The organism is Kitasatospora sp. NPDC059722 (assembly GCF_042733235.1).
Classification (GTDB): domain Bacteria; phylum Actinomycetota; class Actinomycetes; order Streptomycetales; family Streptomycetaceae; genus Kitasatospora.
In genome coordinates, this window is record NZ_JBHWGD010000025.1 from 86,762 (window position 1) to 103,821 (window position 17,060).

Genomic DNA, 17,060 nt, shown 5'->3' on the forward strand with positions numbered 1-17,060 from the left:
GGTGCGAAGGTCCTTGTCAGGGGGTCCGCTTGAGGCTGCCGATGCCGAGCGAGCCGTCCCCCGGGACGGCGCCCGGCCCGGGCGGCGGGGGCGGAGGGGTGTCGAGGAAGTCGGCGGTCGGGACGAAGAACAGCGAGCCGGTGACGGCGGTGGAGAAGTCGAGCAGCCGGTCGGTGGTGCCGGGCGGGCGGCCGACGAACATGTTGCGCAGCATCTCCTCGGTCACCTCGGGGGTGCGCGCGTAGCCGATGAAGTAGGTGCCGTACTCGCCGCCGCGCTCGAAGGAGCCGAACGGCATGTTGAAGCGGACGATCTTCCGCTCCCCGCCGTCCGGCCCGGTGAGGACGGTGAGCGCGACGTGCGAGTCGGCGGGCTTGACGTCGTCGTCGAGCTCGATGTCGCCGAGCTTGGTGCGCCCGACCGCCCCCTCCTGCTCCTCGGTGCTCAGCGCGTTCCACTTGTCGAGGTCGTGCAGGTACTTCTGGACGACGACGTAGCTGCCGCCGGCGAAGCCCGGGTCCTCGTCGCCGACCAGCGCGGCGGTCTCGGCGGCGCGGCCCTCGGGGTTCTCGGTGCCGTCGACGAAGCCGAGCAGGTCGCGGTCGTCGAAGTACTGGAAGCCCTGGACGGAGTCGACGACGGCGGCCGCGCCCGCGAGGCGCTCGGTGAGCCGGGCGGCGAGCTCGAAGCACAGGTCCGTCCGCTCGGCCCGCACGTGCAGCAGGAGGTCGCCGGGGGTGGCCGGGGCGCGGTGGCGGGCGCCGGCCACCTCGCGGAACGGGTGCAGCCCGGCCGGCCTCGGGCCCGCGAAGAGCCGGTCCCAGGCGTCCGAGCCGATGCCGGTGACGCAGGTCAGACCACCCTCGGGGGCGCGGAAGCCGACCGAACGGCGCAGTCCGGCGAGGTCGGGCAGGAGGGCGCGGACGGTGTCCTCGCCGCCGGAGTGCACGGTGAGCACGAGGAAGACGGCCGCGCCGGTCAGCGGGGACAGGACGGCTTGCGGCTCGGGCGGCTCGGGCTGCATGGGGGGTTCCCTCCGAGGGACGTCAGGAAGGCGCCGTCAGGAAGGCGCGAATCTGATCATTCGTACGATTACACCGCAGAGCAGGAGGATCGGCGCGGGCGGCGCGCACCCGGGCGCGGGGCCGGGCGCGGGGCCGGTCGTCGAACCTTCGATCTGTCGCGGTTCCCGTGTCCCGCGCCCTGCTTCCGGCTTCCGCTTCCCGCTTTCGCGCCGGGCCGCGGGTCCCCCCGACAATGGGATGAGAGCTCCCGAAGGGCGGCGAACCGATGGCGCCGTACATCGCGGTGAGCGCGCTGAGCCACGAGGGCCTGGTGCGCGAGCACAACGAGGACAGCCTCACGATCGGACCGTGGACGCTCTGCGCCACGGTGACCACCAACCCGCAGACCCTGCTCTTCCCGTTCGGCCCGCCCTGCGTCGTCGCGGTCGCCGACGGCCTCGGCGGCCACCCCGGCGGCGAGGTGGCGAGCGCGCTGGTGGCCCGCCGGCTCGCCGCGGACGGTCCCGGGCTCGGCGACGAGGAGGCGGTCCGCGAGGAGCTCCAGGAGTGCAACCGCGCCGTCTACGCGGCCGCCGCCGAGGAGCCGGAGCTGGCCGCGATGGGCACGACGGTGGCCGGCCTGGTGCTGCTGCCCGAGCGGGCGGTGGCGTTCAACGTCGGCGACAGCCGGGTCTACCGGGTCACCGCGGACGGCCTGCGGCTGGTGAGCGTGGACGACAGCCCGCCGCTGCCGCCAGGCCGGCGCACCACCTCGATGGTCACCCAGACGCTGGGCGGCTCGCTCGGCCTGACCTTCGTCGAACCGCACGTGCGGACGGCCCCGCTCGCCGCCGGCGACCGCTACCTGGTGTGCAGCGACGGGCTGACCGACCCGGTGCCCGAGGAGGAACTCGCCGACCTGCTGGCCCGGACCGCAGGGGACTCGGACCGGTCGGACGGGAAGGCGGCGTTCGAGCTGTGGCGGGCCGCGATCGAGGCCGGCGGGCCGGACAACATCACGCTGGCGCTGGTGCGGATCGGCGGGTGACCGGGCGCGGAGCGAACGGCGAAGCCGTGGTGACGATACGTCACCACGGCTTCACTGCAAGGGAGTTGATGCCTACTTGCGGAGCAGCAGGATCGCGCCCGCGGTCACCAGTCCGACCACGACGGCGGCCGCGCCGTACGCCAGGCGGTGCGCCCGCACCACCGGCAGGAAGCGGTCCACGGCGTAGCGGCCGGGGCCGGTCAGGGCGAGCGCGGCGGCGCCGGCCGTGAGCAGCAGCTCGTACTCGTTGCCCTTCGGCAGGAAGAAGCCGCCGCCCCAGGTGACGGCTATCGCGTTGACCATCGTGCCGAGGATCGCGGCGCCGGCCAGCGGGGTGAGCAGGCCGATCGCGAGCGCGAGGCCGCCCGCCGTCTCGGTGAGGCCCGCGACGACGGCCATGGCGTTGCCCGCCGGGTAGCCGCTCGCGGTGAAGAACTGGCCGGTGCCGTCGATCCCGCCGCCGCCGAACCAGCCGAACAGCTTCTGGCTGCCGTGCGCGGCCATGGTCAGGCCGAGCACGAGGCGCAGGAGCAGGAGCCCGGCGTCGTAGGCGTGCGGGGAGGTCTCCGCCGGCCCGGAGGCCACCCGGTTCGAACGGGCGGAAGTGGTGGGGGCGGTCGTGCTCGGGCTGCTGCTCGGCATGCGCGTCTCCATCGATGGGGGGGTCGGTCGCGGGGCGGGTGTGGTGATGCGGCCGAGCTCGGACACCCCGCTTTGTTTAACGTTGAACCGGCCGCTCCTCGACCGTACCTTGGAGTTCGAATTTGAACAACTGACGGCGCGCCGACAACTCGCGGGCCCGGCCCTGCGCGGGGCAGGGTGGAGGCATGGCTGAAAGCGCGCACCACGAACTGGCCGCGATTCCCGGCACGCCCTACCCCGAGGCCCTCGCCGCCTTCGGCGAGCAGGTCCGGCTGATCGGCCCCGGCCAGTGGGACGCCCCCACCCCGTGCACCGACTGGTCCGTCCGCGACCTCGTCAACCACCTCACCGGCGAGCAACTGTGGATCCCCGAACTGCTGATGGGCGCCACCGTCGCGGAGGTCGGCGGCCGCTTCGACGGCGACGTCCTCGGCGACGACCCGGTCGCCGCGTGGACGGCCGCCGCCGACGCCGCCAGGCACGCCTTCGCCGTCCCCGGCGCCACCGGGCTCACCGTCCACCTGTCGTTCGGGGACGTCTCCGGGCAGTACTACCTGGACCAGGTCACCACCGACCTCGTCATCCACGCCTGGGACCTCGCCGAGGGCATCGGCCACCCGACCCGGCTGCCGGCCGGCCTCGTCGACTTCGCCCTCGCCGCGATCGGCGGCTACGGCGACCTGTCGGGCACCGGCGCGTTCGCCCCGCCCGTCCCCGTTCCGGACGACGCGGCCCCCCAGACCCGCCTGCTCGCCCTCACCGGGCGCCGCGACCACCCCTAGGAGGCCGATGACCTGCGGATTCGTCGTCCACGCCAGCCGATGCCGGACACTGGAGGTAGCCAGGGGGACGTTTCCGTGCGAGAGGCGGGCGTGCCATGCGCAGGCCGGACATCCTCGGCGAGTTCACCGCCGACCACCGGGCGGTCGCCGAGCTGCTCACCCGGATCGAGTCCGCGCCCGACGGCACCGCCGAGCGCACCGACCTGCTGGCGACGCTCACCGACCTGCTGTTCACCCACTGCGCCGCCGAGGAGGAGCACCTCTTCCCGGTCGTCCAGCACGACGTGCCCGACGGCGGGGCGCTGGTCTTCGGCTGCATCCACGACCACCTGGCGATCGGGCAGTACCTGTCCGACCTGCAGGGGCTCTCCCCCGGCGACCCCGCCTTCGCCACTCTCCTCGGCGGACTCGCCGACACCGTCCGGCGGCACCACGCGACCGAGGAGAAGCAGCTCTTCCCCGCCGCCCGCAAGGCCCTGCCCGCCGCGGCCCGCGCGGCGCTCGGCGAGCGGCTGCGGGCCGACCGCGAGGAGATCGCCGAGGCCGGCCCGGCTAGCCCTTCGGGCTGATCACCGCGAACCGGCCGCCCGCCGGGTCCTGGAGGCGGGCCACCCGCCCGTACGGGGAGTCGAAGGCGGGGCCGAGCGCCGAACCGCCCAGCTCTTCGGCCATCACGATCGCCCGGTCGGTGTCCTCGACGGAGAACGACACCTCCCAGTGCGGCGGCGCACCCGCCGGGCCGCCCGCCTGCTCCTTGGCGAGCGCCGCGACGCTGTGGCCCTCCGCCCGCAGCACCACCCGGTCGTGCTCCCAGCGCACGTCGAACCGCTCCGGGTCGCGGCCGTCCCAGCGGAACACCTCGCCGTAGAACAGGGCCGCGGCGAACGGGTCCGGGGTGCGCAGCTCGATCCAGACCGGGGCGCCCGGCAGGTCCAGCCGCCGGGCCCGGCCCGGCGGGCCCTCCCAGATGCCGAACGCGGCGCCGACCGGGTCCGCGGCGAACGCGATCCGCCCGACGTCGAAGGCCAGCGGCCCGACGGCCAGCGTGGCCCCGCGCTCGCGCACCGCGTCGGCGGCGGCGTCGGCGCTCTCCGTCCCGAAGTAGCTCGTCCACGCGACCGGGATCGCCCAGCCGCCGCCCGCGACACCCAGCCCGGCCACCGCCTCGCCGCCGACCACCGCGTGCACGTAGGGGCCGAAGCGGTCCGGCCCGGGCTCGAACTCCCAGCCCAGCAGCGGCCCGTAGAACGCCTGCGCGTCCCCCAGGTCCCGGGCCGTCAGGCTCACCCAGCACGGAACGGCCGCCACGCAGCGCACCCGGGCGGTCTCACCGCTGCCCATCGCGGACCTCCTCGCCACCACCCGGCCGCCGGGCCCCTCCCGACACCCGCGGCCCACCGGCCGCCCGGGACGCCCACAGCCTAGGCCGACGGACGTACCCCCGCCCGGCCCGACACGGCCGCGTTCAGCGAAGCGGGTCGCGAGGACCCCGTGCCGGAGCGCTCCCCGCCACTCCACCCTGACATGTGACGCAGGTCACATCGCAGGCTGAAATATCCGGGGACGGAATCCCCGTTTGGACTTTCGTAGGCAGAAGCGGGGAGAAGTTCCCCGGTATCCTGATGAGGAGCAGTCGTCGTGACCACCGCCGCCACCAAGCCGGCCCGTTCCGCGGAGAGCGTCCGGGCGCCCAAGTTGCGTGCCGATGCCACCCGGAACCGGGAGCGGATCGTGCTGGCGGCCCGGGACGCGTTCGTCGAGCACGGTGCCGAGGTGCCGCTGGACGAGATCGCGAAGCGGGCGGGGGTCGGCAACGCCACGCTGTACCGGAACTTCCCGGACCGCACGTCGCTGATCAAGGCCGTGGCGCTGCTCGTCAAGGGCCGCATCCTGGCCCTCGCCGAGACGGCGGCGGCCGAGGCGGACGCGGACGGCGGCACCGGCCCGTTCGACGCGCTCCAGCGGTTCGCGCACGCGACCGTCGAGGAGAAGGTCGGCGCGCTGTGCACGGTCTTCGGCACCCGGGTGGACCCGTTCGACCCGGACGTCGTCGAGATCCGCGACCGGATGCGCGCGGCCGTCGGCGGCCTGCTGGAGCGGGCCCGCGCGGCGGGCGAGCTGCGGCCGGACGTCGACCACGGCGACCTGTTCATCGCGATCGCCCAGCTCTCCCGTCCCCTGCCGAACACCTCCTGCCGGATGCTCGACGACTTCGTGCACCGGCACCTCCAGCTCTTCCTGGACGGCCTGCGGGCACCCGCCCGTTCGGTCCTGCCCGGCCGGCCCGCCACCTTCGAGGACTTCCAGGCCGCCCACCACTGATCCGTTCCGACCCCCAGAGCCCCACGCCCCCGACCGACCGGAGCCCTCCAGGCCGCGAGGCCTGACCCCGGCATGCCCGCGTACGGCGCCGACTCGCGCGCGCCGTAAGCCCGTCGACCCCTCTCCCGCCCCGCACGCACCCGTGAAGTGAGTACCGCCATGCCCGAAACCGACGCCCGCCCGGCGACGCTGCCCGATCCCAGGCGCTGGAAGGCGCTGATCTTCATCGGCCTCGCCCAGCTGATGGTCGTCCTCGACGCGACCATCGTGAACATCGCCCTGCCGTCCGCCCAGCGCGACCTCGGCATATCCGACGGCAACCGCCAGTGGGTCATCACCGCCTACGCGCTGGCCTTCGGCGGCCTCCTGCTGTTCGGCGGCCGGATCGCCGACCTGTGGGGCCGCAAGCGCACCTTCATCGTCGGCCTGACCGGCTTCGCCCTCGCCTCCGCACTCGGCGGCGCCGCGGCCAACACCGCGATGCTGCTCGGCGCCCGCGCCCTCCAGGGCGCGTTCGGCGCGCTGCTCGCACCCGCCGCGCTGTCCCTGCTCGCGGTGACCTTCACCGAGGCCAAGGAGCGCGCCAAGGCCTTCGGCATCTACGGCGCGATCGCCGGCGGCGGCGGCGCCATCGGTCTGATCCTCGGCGGCCTGCTCACCGAGTACATGAACTGGCGCTGGACCTTCTTCGTCAACATCCCGTTCGCGATCATCGCCGCCGCGGGCGCCGTCCTGGTGATCCGCGAGCCCGCCGAGGGCCGCAACCGCAACCGCCTGGACGTCCCGGGCGTGCTGCTGGTGACCACCGGCCTGGTCTCCCTGGTCTACGGCTTCACCCGCGCCGAGACGAGCGGCTGGACGGCCGGCAGCACGCTGGGCCTGTTCGTCGCCGCCGCCCTGCTGCTGACCGCGTTCGTCGTGGTCGAGCGCCGGGTGAAGGCCCCGCTGCTGCCGCTGCGCGTGGTGCTCGACCGCAACCGCGGCGGGGTCTACCTGTCGCTCGGCATGGCCGTGATCGGCATGTTCGGCCTGTTCCTGTTCCTGACCTACTACCTGCAGATCGTGCTGGGCTACAGCCCGGTCCTGACCGGCGTCGCGTTCCTGCCGATGGTGGCGGGCATGATCACCGGCTCGACCCAGATCGGCGCCCGGCTGATGACCCGGGTCCCGGCGCGCTTCCTGATGGCGCCCGGCTTCCTGGTCGCCTCGATCGGCATGCTGATCCTGACCCAGATCGGCCTGGACTCCTCCTACCCGGTCCACATCCTGCCCGGCCTGATCCTGATGGGCCTCGGCATGGGCACCGCGTTCATGCCGGCCATGAGCCTCGCCACGCACGGCGTGCAGCCGCGCGACGCGGGCGTGGCCTCGGCGATGGTCAACACCTCGCAGCAGGTCGGCGGCGCGATCGGCACCGCGCTGCTGAACACCATCGCGGCCAGCGCCACCACCGGCTGGCTGGCCTCGCACCTGACCGCCGCCGCCGCGGCCGACCCGGCCGCCGCCAAGGTGCTGCAGTTCCAGGGCATGGTGCACGGCTTCTCGACCGCGATCTGGGTGTCCTTCGGGATCCTGGTGGCGGCCTCGGCCGTGGCCTTCACCTTCGTCAACGCGGGCCGTCCCGGCGCGACGAGCGGCTCGGCCGCCGGTGCCGAGGAGGCCGTCGAGGTGCCGGTGCTGGCGCACTGACCCCCGGCCCCGACGGGCGGAACTCCGGGTGCGTACGCGGCCCGTCCGGTGTCTCACGGCACCGGGCGGGCCGTTCGCCGTTTTCCGGGCGGGCCGTTCGCCGTCCTTCTCGCCGTTCCGGGCCGACCGGGCGCCCGGTGCACCCGGGCAGCCCCCGCCCCCTCGAAGCGGCGGCCCCGATCGACGAGAATGACGGGTACCGCGAGATGTCCGCGGGCCGCCGTCACCGGTCCGGCCCCCGGTCCCCCACGCCAGAGGGAGGACATCGTGCACGACCGCACCGAGCAGCTCTCCGACAGCAGGTACCTGCTGCTCACCACGTTCGGCGACGACGGCAGCCGCCTGGAGTCGCAGATCTGGGTGGTCGCCGACGGCCCGGCCCTCGGGGTCTGGACGCCGGCCCACTCGGGCGCGGCCGAGCGGATCCGGCACCACCCCAGGGTGCTGGTCGGCCCCTGCGACGCCCACGGGCGCCCGACCGGCCGCCGGATCCCGGCCCGCGCGCGGGTCTGCGACGCGGACTCCACCGCGCGCTACCGCACCTCGCTGATCAACAAGTACGGCCTGACGGCGCTGCTCGTACTGGCCCGCAGCCGCTTCCGGGTCGGACTCGCGGGGACGGTCGGCATCCGGATCACGATCGACGACCTGGAGCGGCGGCTGGTCGGGCCGGAGTGGCAGCTGCCGACGACGTACTGCCCTAACTGAACCCGCGGCGGACACGCCTTCGGCCGCCCCCTCGCGAGGGCCCGGGTTCAGTCCCCCGCATCGGGCGCCCGGGCCAGGTCCCCGGGCTCGCAGGCCTCCCGGCCGGTCGCCACGTGCACGACCCGGACCGCCCGCTCGGGACCGCCCGGCACGACCCGCTGCTCGTGCCCGCACCGCGGACAGATCAGCGGGATGCGTGGCCGGTTCGGATCCCGTTCGCCTTCCCGGGGGTGCCCCCGCGCGTCTCCGCGGGGACCCGGGCCGCCGCCGGGGCCGGTCACGTCAGCGGGTGGGTCGGGATCGGGCTGACGTCCTGGATCTCGCCGTGGGCCTTGGTCAGGAGCTGCGACGCGAGGTCGTTGAGCGCCCGGGCCCCCGCGATCTCCTCGCCGACCCGCAGCTGTTCCGGGTCCGAGGGGTGGCGGCTGCTGTAGCCGTGGGCGCGCACCTCGCTGCCGTCGCTCAGCCGGAGCAGGGCGGCGGCGGTCGTCCGCGGGCCCTCCTCGCGGAACTCCATCTCGATGTGCCAACCGACCAGAGTCTGCATGGCGGATCACCTCCATCGGTTACTCCTCCAGAGTGCGCCGCACCCGGCGTCCGCACCAGGCCAGAGCGGTCCGCACCCGGCCGGAGCGGTCCGGAGCGATCCGGGGGGGGCGAGTTGAACACGTTCAAGTCGGCGGCGTAGAGTCGCGGCTGCGAGTAAGTTTGAACACGTTCAAGGAGGTGCCCGGTTGTCCGGGACGGGGATGTCAGGGATGGGGAGGGGCACGACCGAGCTGGTCGACCTGGTGATCCTGCTCGGCATGGGCGCGGTCGTCCCGCTCGGCCTCGGCCTGATCGGCGGACCCGGGCTCGCCCGCGTCCGCCGGCTCTGGCCGCTCGCCGCCGTCCCCGGGGCCCTGTCGCTCTGGCTCCCGCGCGGCGGGTTCGCGGCCGGGTGCGCCGTGCTGTACCTGCTCGGCACGCTCGCCGTCGCCGCCCACGCGCCGCTGCGGCTGGCCCGCACGCGTTCGCTCGCACCGCGCGAGATCGCCGTCCTGATGGCGCTCGCCACGCCCTCGGTGGCCGGGACGGCCCTGGTCGCCGAGCGCGCCGGGTACCCGCTGTTCGGCTTCGAGCCGCACGTCCTGGCCCTGACCGTCCCGCACTTCCACTTCGCCGGGTTCACCGCCGCCCTGGTCGCCGGGCTCGTCTGCCGGGCCGCCGCGCCGGACTCCGTGGCGGCCCGCGCCGCCGCGCTCAGCGTCCCGGCGGGCACGCTGCTGGTCCTCGCCGGCTACTTCCTCGGCGCCTGGATGCAGTTCGCCGGCGCCGTCGTCCTCACCACCGGCATGTGGCTCGTCGGCCTCCTCACCTGGCGCGAACTGCGCACTCGCACGGCCGACCCGGTCACCGCCCGCCTGCTCGCCGTGTCCTCGGCGGTCCTCGCGCTCACGATGCTGCTCGCCCTGTGGTGGGCCCTCGGCCAGGCGTCCGGGCTGCCCCACCCCACGCTCACCTGGATGGCCGCCACCCACGGCGTCGGCAACGCGCTGGGCTTCGCCCTGTGCTCGCTGCTCGCCTGGCGCCGGCTGCAGGCGGAGACACCACCGCCGCTGCGCACCGACCTCCCGCTCACCACCCACCGATGAACGAGGGCCACCCGTGGACGACCTCAGCTACCCCGGAGCCGGCGCCAGCTCGACCGGTCAACTACCCGACGGGTATAACCACTTGACGTACCGCGTGCGGATCGGCCACGGCCGGGCCGCCCTGGAGGTGGCCGGCGCCGCGATCCTCGGCTGGCGCATGCACCGCCTGGCCGGCGTGCGGATCGACGCGGACGCCGACGCCGCGCCCGGCCTCGCCGTGCGGTGCGCGATCGGCGTCGGCCCGCTGCGCGCGGGCGCCCCGAACCGGGTCCTGCGCACCGAGACCGGCCCGGACCGCTACGGCCTCACGTACGGCACCCGCAGCGGCCACCTGGCCAGCGGCGAGGAGACGTTCCGGGTGGAGCTGGGGCCGGACGGGGCGGTCTGGTTCACGGTCACCGCGTTCAGCCGCCCGGTGGCCCTGTACGCCCGCCTGGCCGGGCCCGTCCTGCCGCTCGCCCAGCAGGCCTTCGCCCGGCGGTGCGGGCGGGTGCTCGCGCACATCGCCGCCGACGCCGGGTGACGGTGCCCGGCCGTGGCCCGGCGGCGAAAAGCCGTGGCGCGGCCGCGAAAAGCCGTGGCACGGCGGGCCGCCGATTCGCCATCATGCCGGGGTGATCCTGATGCAGCCCGTGCTGGAAACCGCCGCCCTCCACGACTTCGACCTGTGGCCGATCGGCACGTCCACGCCCTACGGGTTCATCGTCGTGGACGGCCGGACGGCGCCCGCCGACGTCGGCACGGCGCTCGCGAGCATCGCCGACGGCACCACGCCCTGGGAGGGCGACGCCCCCGACCCGGACGACGCGGACGACCCTGTCGCCGCGTTCCTGTTCGGCCTGCTCAACAGCCCGTACCCGTACGCACCCGGCGGCTTCCGCGTCACCGACACCGCCACCGGGACGGTCTTCGACCCCGGCTGCTGCAACGGCCTCGAAGAGTGGCGCGAGTGGCTGGAGGTGCTCGACGGCGAGGGCACCGGCGGCTTCGGCCACGGCCCGACCCCGCTGGCCCAGCGCCTCGGCGACGTCGTCCGGCTGACCGTCGACATGGGCCTCAAGCAGGACAGCCCCGTCATCGAGGTGCCCGTCGACGAGCTCCGCACCCTGGTCGTGCGCGCCGAGCAGGACCTGCGCGACTTCGTCGGGCTCGCCGAGCGCTGGGCCGAGCGGTACCTCCCGGAGCACGCCGCCGGGATCGCCGCCGCGCTCGCGCGGATACCCGACCCGCTGACGGAGGACTGAACACCGAAAACCGAGGACCGAGGACGTGACCAGCTTCCACACCCACCGGGCCCTCGTGCACGACGCCCGGCTCCCTGTCCGGCGGCGGCACGCGGCGCTGCGCACGTGCGTCACCTGCTTCGCGCCGTACGGGTTCAGGGCGACCTACCACCACCTCACGCTGAGCGCCCGGATCCCGCGACGGCTGGAGGCGGATCCGGACGCGCTCGTCCGCGCGGTCGAGGAACTGCACGAGGCGCGGACACTGTGGCTCGCGCGGGCGGCGGAGTTCGCGGCGCAGCGCCGGGCGCAGAAGCGGGCCGGGCGCAGGTCCGTGCCGGCTCCGCGGCCGTGGTGGCTGCGGAGGTACGACAGCGTCGGGAACGAGGCCTGGTACGACGACCCGTTCCGCCATCCGGCGCTGCGGCTGCCCGACTACGTCCGCCGGCAGAACGCGCTGCTGGACGGTGCCGAGTTGCCCGGGTGCCCGGCCTGCGGGGACGAGGGGGCGGCGGTGGCGGTCCCGACCGGGCACGGCGCGGCCGAGGTGTGCCCGGCGTGCGCGCTGGTGCTCCGGCCGTGCGGTGCGTGCGGGCAGCGGCACCGGGAGCTCCTGCCGTCCGCGCCGCGCGCCTGGCGCGGGATCTGGCGGCGCTCGCACATGACCGACGAGGGCACGCCCAGCCCGCACTGGCCTCGGCGGGCCTGAACCGCCACCGGCCCGAACCGCGGCGGGCCTGGCGTGCGACGGGCTCAGGCCCGGTGGGCCGGGACGGAGACGAGCACGGCGCCGGTGCCCTGGACACGCACCTCGAAGTGGTCGATCTGGCCCGGCTGGAACGCGGTGCCCCCACCGGTGTGCAGCGTGTCCCCGCTGTCCGGCTCGCCGTAGCCGTCCGCCGGAACGTTCCAGGTGGTGACCGTCTGGCGCTCCCCACCGTGCGAGACCGCGACCAGGGTGCACGTCAACGGGCCCTGGACATTGGACAGTTGGAGACTCACCCGGCTGCCCCAGGTGACTCCGTCCACTCCGACGACGGCCTGGGCACCGGTCTGCGGGTCGGTCGCGGAGAACTGCTGCGCGACGGCGACCACCGCGGGCGTGGCGCTGCCGCTGACCACCGCAGCCGTGACCACCGGGCCCGCGGCCACCATCGCGCTCGCGGCCAGCGCCAGCACCAGCCGCCGCACCCGGCCCCGTCGCCGGCCGGCCGAGACCTCGGCGACCAGCCGGTCCAGGAGGGCGGGGTCGGGGCCCGGGGCCGGCCCGGCCGGATCGAGGCCGAGCGCCGCGGCCGAGGCCGCGTACTCGGCCAGCACGGGCTCGACCGGGCCGAGCTCCGCGACCTGCGCCGCGCACTGCGGGCACCCGGCCAGGTGCTCCTCGAACGCGGCGCGCTCGGCGGGCTCCAGCAGGCCGAGGACGTACGCGCCGGCGTCGACGTGGTCGGCTCCGCCGGGGGCGGGGTCGGGGCGGTCGGTCACGATGTCACTCCCCGTTCCTCCAGTGCGAGCCTGAGCGAGCGCAGTGCGTAGAACACCCGCGACCGGACGGTCCCGGCCGGGATGCCGAGTTCGGCGGCCGCCTCCTTGGCGGTGCGGCCCTTGAGATAGGTCTCGACGATGATCTCCCGGTGGGCGGGCGAGAGGTCGCCGAGGGCGTCCGCGATGGTCATCATCCGCAGGGCCCGGTCGAGTTCGTCGTCGGCGGGCATCAGCTCCAGCGGCGCGGCGTCCACCTCGCGGGGCCGGGCGAGGGCGCTGCGGTGGTCGTCGATAACGATCCGGCGCGCGACCGTGACCAGCCAGGGGCGCAGCGAGCGGGCCGCCGGGTCGAGCCGGTGGATGTTGCGCCAGGCCCGGACGAGCGTCTCCTGCACGACGTCCTCGGCGCGCTGGCGGTCGCCGGCGACCAGGTGGAGCACGAAGCCGTAGAGCGGACCGGCGTGCTCGCGGTACAGGGCGCGCATCAGCTCCTCGTCCGACGCCCCCGGCCCGCGTGCGGCGGCCTCACCGCGGGGGTGCTCCTCGGTCACCACTTCATCGTTGCGCACCCCTGCCTCCCGAGCGAGTCACGTCGTCACGGGTCAGTAGCCGCTGCTCGGCGCGGTGGGCTTCGGGGTCGCCGGGGCGCTCGGCATCGGGGTGGTGCCGGTCGCGACGCCCGCCTTGTCGCCGGTCGGGGTCAGCGCGTGCCAGATGCCGCCGAAGCCCTGGCCCATCGTGTCACCGGGCTTGGTGTCCGGTGCGTACCGGTAGACCGGCCAGCCGTTGACGGTGACCTGCTTGGTGCCGTCGTCGCGGGTGAAGGAGCCGACGAGCTTGCTGTCGATGCCCTTGACGGTGACGTTTCCGGTGGACTGCTCGGGCGGCCAGAGCGAGGAGCAGCCGGTGTTGCAGTACGAGTCCGGCGGGCTGCTCTCGTCCTTGTCGAAGCGGTAGAGCGTGAAGCCGGAGCCGTCGGTGATGATCGTCCCGAGCTTGGGGTCCGTCGCGGTCTGCAGGGTCGTGCCGCCGGCGGCCGGGGGCTGGCTCGGGGCCGGTGTGCCCGGGGCCGGTGTGCTCGGCGCGGCCGGCGCGCTCGGGGTGCTCGGGGTGCTGGGCTTGGCGCTCGAACCGGAGCCGGAGGACCCGCAGCCGGCCACGAGGGCGGTCACGGCGAGGCCGGAGGCGGCGAGCAGCGCGGCCCGCCGCGTGCGGGGGTTGCTGCGCATGGTGGGCTCCCGTGGTCGGGGGCGGAGTGGACACCCTTCTGTACGGACGGTGGCGGCGCGCTGCTCACCGGGGCGCCGCACCGGGGGAGGACGGTGGAAGAGAACGGTGGAAGTGGGCGGTGGAAGTGGGCGGTGGAATAGGCCGTGCCGGCGTGCCGTTGTGGCGTGCACAGGTCCGAACCGCCTCCTCCGGAAGGGAAGGAATCGCGAGATGAGCAACACGGTCGAGCTGACCAAGGAGAACTTCGACGACATCGTCCCCGGCCCCGAGGGCAAGGACTTCGTCTTCATCGACTTCTGGGCCGGGTGGTGCGGGCCGTGCCGCCAGTTCGCCCCGGTGTACGAGAAGGCCGCCGAGCGCCACCAGGACCTCGTGTTCGCCAAGGTGGACACCGAGGCCCAGCAGGAGCTGGCGTCCGCGTTCGGGATCCAGTCGATCCCGACGCTGGCGATCATCCGCGAGGGCGTGCTCGTCTTCTCGCAGGCCGGCGCGCTGCCGGAGGCGGTGTTCGAGGACCTGATCGGCCAGGCCAGGAAGCTGGACATGGCCGAGGTGAAGCGCAAGGTCGCCGAGGAGCAGGCGGCGCAGGGCACGGCGTGACCTGCTGATCAACTCCCGGGCGGGCCCGGGGAGTCGTCCTCCCCGGGCCCGCTCCACGCTGCCAGCCGGGCCGCCAGCGCCCGCACTTCGTCGCGCAGCGCGTCCGGCGTGCGGACGGTGAACGGGCGGCCGAGACCCGCGAGCAGCACGGCGACGCCGTCCAGGTTCTGCGCCCGGGCGCGCAGCAGCACGCGCCCCTCGGCCAGCTCGGTGACCGTCCCGACGGCGCGCGGCAGGCGCTTGCGCGCCTCTTCGAGCGTCATCCCGAGCTCCACCTCCACCCGGTGCGTCCACGGCACCCCCGCCAGCGACTCGACGACGCGCTGCACCGGGTCGACGTCGGCCGGCGGCTCGAACCCGGTCCCGCGCGGCTCGGCCCGGACGATCCGGTCCAGGCGGAACGTCCGCTCCTCGCCGCTGCGGTGGTCGAGCCCGGTGGTGTACCAGCGGCCCGAGTGGAAGACCAGGCCGTACGGGTCGAACTCCCGCTCGCTGGGCCGGTCCTCGCGGTCCCGGTAGACGAGCAGCACCCGACGCCGGCAGCGGGCCGCGTCGGCCAGCGTGAACAGTGCGGCGGCCGCCGGACCCGGCCCGGCGGCGGGCGCGGCGGTCAGGCCGAGGGTCTGCTCGACGGCGTCGATCCGCTCGCGCAGGGCGGGCGGCAGCACCCGCCGGATCTTCGCGAGCGCCGTCCCGGCGGCCCGCTCCCCCACCGTCAGGCCCGTGCTGCGCCCGGCCAGGAGGCCCAGCACGACGGAGGCGGCCTCGTCGGCGGTGAGCATGAGGGGAGGGAGGCGGTAGCCGGGCAGCAGGCGGTAGCCGCCGTAGCGGCCGCGGTCGGCGCGCACGGGAATGCCGAGGTCGGCCAGGCGGGCGGTGTAGCGGCGGACGGTGCGCTCGTCGACGTCCAGGCGGGCGGCGAGTTCGGCGGCGGTAAGGCCCGGGTGGTCCTGGAGCAGTTCGAGCAGGGCCAGGGCCTGTCGTCAGACTCCCGTCGTCCGCCCGTAGGGCGGGCCGGGCGGCGTTGGGGTGCGTGCATCGCAAGGCGGAGGAGGGAGGCGATGCGGAGCATCGGGCGACCGACGACAACGCGGCGAGGCGCGTGCCCCGGCGTCGCCCGGCAGGCGGGAGTCTGACGACAGGCCCTTGGTACGCGACTGACCGGGTGGTCCATCGGTTCCCCCGATCTTATCCGGGCGGGTTCTGTCCGGATTCGATCCTAGAGTCGTCGGCGACGGGGGCAGGCCCCCGGGTTCCCGCCGACGCGAAGGAGCGATCCACCATGAGCACGTTCGTACTGGTCCCCGGTTTCTGGCTCGGTGCCTGGGCGTGGGACGAGGTCGCGGCGCCGCTGCGCGCGGCCGGGCACGCGGTGTACGCGGTGAGCCTGCCCGGGCTCGCCGAACGCGCCGGAGAGGAGGGCGACTTCGGACTGGAGGACCACATCGCCGACCTGGCCGGCCTGCTGGTTCGGGAGGACCTGCACGACGTGGTGCTGGTCGCGCACAGCGGCGCCTGCGCCCCGGTCGGCGGGATCGCCGACCGGATGCCGGAACGCGTGCGCCGGGTGGTCTACCTGGACAGCGGGCCGATGGTCGACGGCAGTTCGGTGTACGACCTGTGGCAGCCCGACTACCGCGCCTGGGCCGACGCCTCGGTGGTCGACGGCCGGCTGCCGATGCCGTCCTGGGCCGCCATCGCCGAGCACGGCGCGAGCACGGAGGGCCTGGACGAGGCGATGCTCGCCCGGATCGGCGCGCGGACCACCCCGCACCCCGTCGGCGCCTACCTGGACCGGCTCCGGCTCACCGGCGCCGGGGCCGCGCTGCCGCAGGCGCTGGTGGCCTGCTCGTTCCCGCTCGCCCAGGTGCGCGCGATGATCGAGGCGGGCCACCCGTGGTTCGCGGGGCTGGACGGGCCGAACTGGGAGCTGCGCGAACTGCCCACCGGGCACTGGCCGATGTTCTCCCGGCCGACCGACACGGCCACGGTGCTGGCGGAACTCGCGGCGCTCTGAGCGGCGCTCCGAGCCGCCCCCGGCGCCGCGCGTCCACCTGCTCGACCGTCTGCTCGATCGCCCGCCGTCCGCGTGTTCGCCTGCGCGGACGGCGGGCGTCGGCGCAGGATGGGCACGGCGCCGGGCACGCGGTCCGGCGCCGGTCCGGCAGGGAGACCGGACCCGAGCGGAGAGCGAGCACCGCCCATGAGCGAACATCCCGCCGGCACCACCACCGAGCCGGAGTTCAAGCGGGTCACCACCACCGTCGTCACCGGGAGCGCCACAGACGCGCCGTACCACGTCGACGTCAAGGCCGGCACCCACCCGCTGACCGCCGACGAGCCGGCGCGGCGCGGCGGCTCGGACAGCGGCCCGGAACCGTTCGCCCTCCTCCTCGCCTCGCTCGGCTCGTGCACGGCGATCACCCTGCGGATGTACGCCGAGCGCAAGGAGTGGCCGCTGGACGCGGTCCGGGTCAGGCTCGGGTACGAGACGAACGGAGCGCGCGGGCGGATCACCCGCAGGGTCGCGCTCTCCGGGGCGCTCGACGAGGCGCAGCGCGCCCGGCTGCTCGACATCTGCGAGCGCACGCCCGTCACGCTGGCCTTGGGGTCCGTCTGCAGACTCCCGTCGTCCGCCCGAAGGGCGGGCCGGGCGGCGTTGGGGTGCGTGCATCGCAAGGCGGAGGAGGGAG

Annotated in this window: 21 protein-coding genes; 13 read left to right on the forward strand and 8 right to left on the reverse strand. The window is 74.8% G+C overall.

Features of this window, described 5'->3' with window-relative positions; translation table 11 throughout:
• Positions 1–16: 16 nt before the first annotated feature.
• Positions 17–1,024 (reverse strand): Dyp-type peroxidase, encoded by a 1,008-nt coding sequence (locus tag ACFV4F_RS18360; RefSeq protein WP_380503642.1) that lies wholly within the window; start codon positions 1,022–1,024, stop codon positions 17–19.
• A gap of 266 nt (positions 1,025–1,290) precedes the next feature.
• Here ACFV4F_RS18360 and ACFV4F_RS18365 point away from each other — a divergent pair, with 266 nt between their 5' ends.
• A complete protein-coding gene (locus ACFV4F_RS18365) occupies positions 1,291–2,052 on the forward strand; it encodes a PP2C family protein-serine/threonine phosphatase (protein WP_380437363.1) in 762 nt (253 codons plus the stop codon).
• Between the two features lie 72 nt (positions 2,053–2,124).
• On the opposite strand, the gene ACFV4F_RS18370 is transcribed toward ACFV4F_RS18365, so the two are convergent.
• Complete coding sequence (locus ACFV4F_RS18370; RefSeq protein WP_380437365.1) at positions 2,125–2,694, reverse strand: DoxX family protein; 570 nt, start codon at positions 2,692–2,694, stop codon at positions 2,125–2,127.
• A 185-nt stretch (positions 2,695–2,879) separates the two neighbouring features.
• Here ACFV4F_RS18370 and ACFV4F_RS18375 point away from each other — a divergent pair, with 185 nt between their 5' ends.
• Complete coding sequence (locus tag ACFV4F_RS18375) at positions 2,880–3,476, forward strand: TIGR03086 family metal-binding protein (RefSeq protein ID WP_380503645.1); 597 nt, start codon at positions 2,880–2,882, stop codon at positions 3,474–3,476.
• Positions 3,477–3,571: 95 nt separating this feature from the next.
• Positions 3,572–4,045 carry a hemerythrin domain-containing protein gene (locus ACFV4F_RS18380; protein ID WP_380496940.1) on the forward strand — a complete coding sequence of 158 codons (474 nt, stop codon included), beginning with the start codon at positions 3,572–3,574 and terminating at the stop codon, positions 4,043–4,045.
• Here ACFV4F_RS18380 and ACFV4F_RS18385 read toward each other — a convergent pair.
• Positions 4,029–4,817, reverse strand: coding sequence for a VOC family protein (locus tag ACFV4F_RS18385; protein ID WP_380496938.1), 789 nt, complete (start codon positions 4,815–4,817; stop codon positions 4,029–4,031). The genes ACFV4F_RS18380 and ACFV4F_RS18385 overlap by 17 nt on opposite strands.
• A gap of 297 nt (positions 4,818–5,114) precedes the next feature.
• Between ACFV4F_RS18385 and ACFV4F_RS18390 the strand changes: the two genes are divergently transcribed.
• The 3 genes from ACFV4F_RS18390 (at position 5,115) to ACFV4F_RS18400 (ending at position 8,195) form a co-directional block, all read left to right on the forward strand.
• Positions 5,115–5,798, forward strand: a complete 684-nt coding sequence (locus ACFV4F_RS18390; protein ID WP_380496936.1) for a TetR/AcrR family transcriptional regulator — start codon at positions 5,115–5,117, stop codon at positions 5,796–5,798.
• A gap of 159 nt (positions 5,799–5,957) precedes the next feature.
• The gene (locus tag ACFV4F_RS18395) at positions 5,958–7,487 is read left to right on the forward strand and encodes an MFS transporter (RefSeq protein ID WP_380503648.1); all 1,530 of its coding nucleotides are present in this window, start codon (positions 5,958–5,960) and stop codon (positions 7,485–7,487) included.
• 267 nt (positions 7,488–7,754) lie between these two features.
• The gene (locus ACFV4F_RS18400; protein ID WP_380503651.1) at positions 7,755–8,195 is read left to right on the forward strand and encodes a PPOX class F420-dependent oxidoreductase; all 441 of its coding nucleotides are present in this window, start codon (positions 7,755–7,757) and stop codon (positions 8,193–8,195) included.
• A gap of 277 nt (positions 8,196–8,472) precedes the next feature.
• Here ACFV4F_RS18400 and ACFV4F_RS18405 read toward each other — a convergent pair whose 3' ends face one another.
• Positions 8,473–8,742, reverse strand: coding sequence for a DUF1876 domain-containing protein (locus ACFV4F_RS18405; protein WP_380437379.1), 270 nt, complete (start codon positions 8,740–8,742; stop codon positions 8,473–8,475).
• A 211-nt stretch (positions 8,743–8,953) separates the two neighbouring features.
• Here ACFV4F_RS18405 and ACFV4F_RS18410 point away from each other — a divergent pair, with 211 nt between their 5' ends.
• From ACFV4F_RS18410 to ACFV4F_RS18425, 4 genes are all read left to right on the forward strand, one after another.
• The gene (locus ACFV4F_RS18410; protein ID WP_380503654.1) at positions 8,954–9,829 is read left to right on the forward strand and encodes a YndJ family protein; all 876 of its coding nucleotides are present in this window, start codon (positions 8,954–8,956) and stop codon (positions 9,827–9,829) included.
• A gap of 13 nt (positions 9,830–9,842) precedes the next feature.
• Entirely contained in the window at positions 9,843–10,352 is a 510-nt protein-coding gene (locus tag ACFV4F_RS18415) for a DUF1990 family protein (RefSeq protein ID WP_380503657.1), read from the forward strand.
• Between the two features lie 100 nt (positions 10,353–10,452).
• Positions 10,453–11,073: a hypothetical protein gene (locus tag ACFV4F_RS18420; RefSeq protein WP_380503677.1), complete on the forward strand. Its 621-nt coding sequence runs from the start codon at positions 10,453–10,455 to the stop codon at positions 11,071–11,073.
• Positions 11,074–11,098: 25 nt separating this feature from the next.
• Positions 11,099–11,761: a hypothetical protein gene (locus tag ACFV4F_RS18425; RefSeq protein WP_380437385.1), complete on the forward strand. Its 663-nt coding sequence runs from the start codon at positions 11,099–11,101 to the stop codon at positions 11,759–11,761.
• 44 nt (positions 11,762–11,805) lie between these two features.
• Here the strand turns inward: ACFV4F_RS18425 and ACFV4F_RS18430 are convergent, their stop codons facing one another.
• Genes ACFV4F_RS18430 through ACFV4F_RS18440 form a run of 3 tightly spaced genes read right to left on the reverse strand, consistent with a single transcriptional unit; the run spans position 11,806 to position 13,766 of the window.
• Positions 11,806–12,537 carry an anti-sigma factor family protein gene (locus ACFV4F_RS18430; protein WP_380503660.1) on the reverse strand — a complete coding sequence of 244 codons (732 nt, stop codon included), beginning with the start codon at positions 12,535–12,537 and terminating at the stop codon, positions 11,806–11,808.
• The gene (locus ACFV4F_RS18435) at positions 12,534–13,106 is read right to left on the reverse strand and encodes a sigma-70 family RNA polymerase sigma factor (RefSeq protein ID WP_380437389.1); all 573 of its coding nucleotides are present in this window, start codon (positions 13,104–13,106) and stop codon (positions 12,534–12,536) included. Before ACFV4F_RS18435 ends, ACFV4F_RS18430 begins: the two co-directional genes overlap by 4 nt.
• 33 nt (positions 13,107–13,139) lie before the next feature.
• A complete protein-coding gene (locus ACFV4F_RS18440; protein ID WP_380503663.1) occupies positions 13,140–13,766 on the reverse strand; it encodes a hypothetical protein in 627 nt (208 codons plus the stop codon).
• Positions 13,767–13,977: 211 nt separating this feature from the next.
• Here ACFV4F_RS18440 and ACFV4F_RS18445 point away from each other — a divergent pair, with 211 nt between their 5' ends.
• Positions 13,978–14,367 (forward strand): thioredoxin family protein, encoded by a 390-nt coding sequence (locus ACFV4F_RS18445; RefSeq protein ID WP_380437568.1) that lies wholly within the window; start codon positions 13,978–13,980, stop codon positions 14,365–14,367.
• Positions 14,368–14,375: 8 nt separating this feature from the next.
• Here ACFV4F_RS18445 and ACFV4F_RS18450 read toward each other — a convergent pair whose 3' ends face one another.
• Positions 14,376–15,341: a helix-turn-helix transcriptional regulator gene (locus ACFV4F_RS18450; protein ID WP_380503680.1), complete on the reverse strand. Its 966-nt coding sequence runs from the start codon at positions 15,339–15,341 to the stop codon at positions 14,376–14,378.
• Positions 15,342–15,649: 308 nt separating this feature from the next.
• On the opposite strand from ACFV4F_RS18450, the gene ACFV4F_RS18455 reads away from it, so the two are divergent.
• A complete protein-coding gene (locus ACFV4F_RS18455; protein WP_380503665.1) occupies positions 15,650–16,384 on the forward strand; it encodes an alpha/beta fold hydrolase in 735 nt (244 codons plus the stop codon).
• A gap of 186 nt (positions 16,385–16,570) precedes the next feature.
• Positions 16,571–17,060: OsmC family protein (locus ACFV4F_RS18460; RefSeq protein ID WP_380503668.1), on the forward strand; the 490-nt coding region annotated here is incomplete at its 3' end.

Excerpts from the sequence above, each read along its gene's own strand:
- ACFV4F_RS18360 (WP_380503642.1), bottom strand. The coding sequence starts at position 1,024 with ATGCAGCCCGAGCCGCCCGAGCCGCAAGCCGTCCTGTCCCCGCTGACC.
- ACFV4F_RS18365 (WP_380437363.1), top strand. The coding sequence starts at position 1,291 with ATGGCGCCGTACATCGCGGTGAGCGCGCTGAGCCACGAGGGCCTGGTG.
- ACFV4F_RS18370 (WP_380437365.1), bottom strand. The coding sequence starts at position 2,694 with ATGCCGAGCAGCAGCCCGAGCACGACCGCCCCCACCACTTCCGCCCGT.
- ACFV4F_RS18375 (WP_380503645.1), top strand. The coding sequence starts at position 2,880 with ATGGCTGAAAGCGCGCACCACGAACTGGCCGCGATTCCCGGCACGCCC.
- ACFV4F_RS18380 (WP_380496940.1), top strand. The coding sequence starts at position 3,572 with ATGCGCAGGCCGGACATCCTCGGCGAGTTCACCGCCGACCACCGGGCG.
- ACFV4F_RS18385 (WP_380496938.1), bottom strand. The coding sequence starts at position 4,817 with ATGGGCAGCGGTGAGACCGCCCGGGTGCGCTGCGTGGCGGCCGTTCCG.
- ACFV4F_RS18395 (WP_380503648.1), top strand. The coding sequence starts at position 5,958 with ATGCCCGAAACCGACGCCCGCCCGGCGACGCTGCCCGATCCCAGGCGC.
- ACFV4F_RS18405 (WP_380437379.1), bottom strand. The coding sequence starts at position 8,742 with ATGCAGACTCTGGTCGGTTGGCACATCGAGATGGAGTTCCGCGAGGAG.
- ACFV4F_RS18410 (WP_380503654.1), top strand. The coding sequence starts at position 8,954 with ATGGGGAGGGGCACGACCGAGCTGGTCGACCTGGTGATCCTGCTCGGC.
- ACFV4F_RS18420 (WP_380503677.1), top strand. The coding sequence starts at position 10,453 with ATGCAGCCCGTGCTGGAAACCGCCGCCCTCCACGACTTCGACCTGTGG.
- ACFV4F_RS18440 (WP_380503663.1), bottom strand. The coding sequence starts at position 13,766 with ATGCGCAGCAACCCCCGCACGCGGCGGGCCGCGCTGCTCGCCGCCTCC.
- ACFV4F_RS18445 (WP_380437568.1), top strand. The coding sequence starts at position 13,978 with ATGAGCAACACGGTCGAGCTGACCAAGGAGAACTTCGACGACATCGTC.
- ACFV4F_RS18455 (WP_380503665.1), top strand. The coding sequence starts at position 15,650 with ATGAGCACGTTCGTACTGGTCCCCGGTTTCTGGCTCGGTGCCTGGGCG.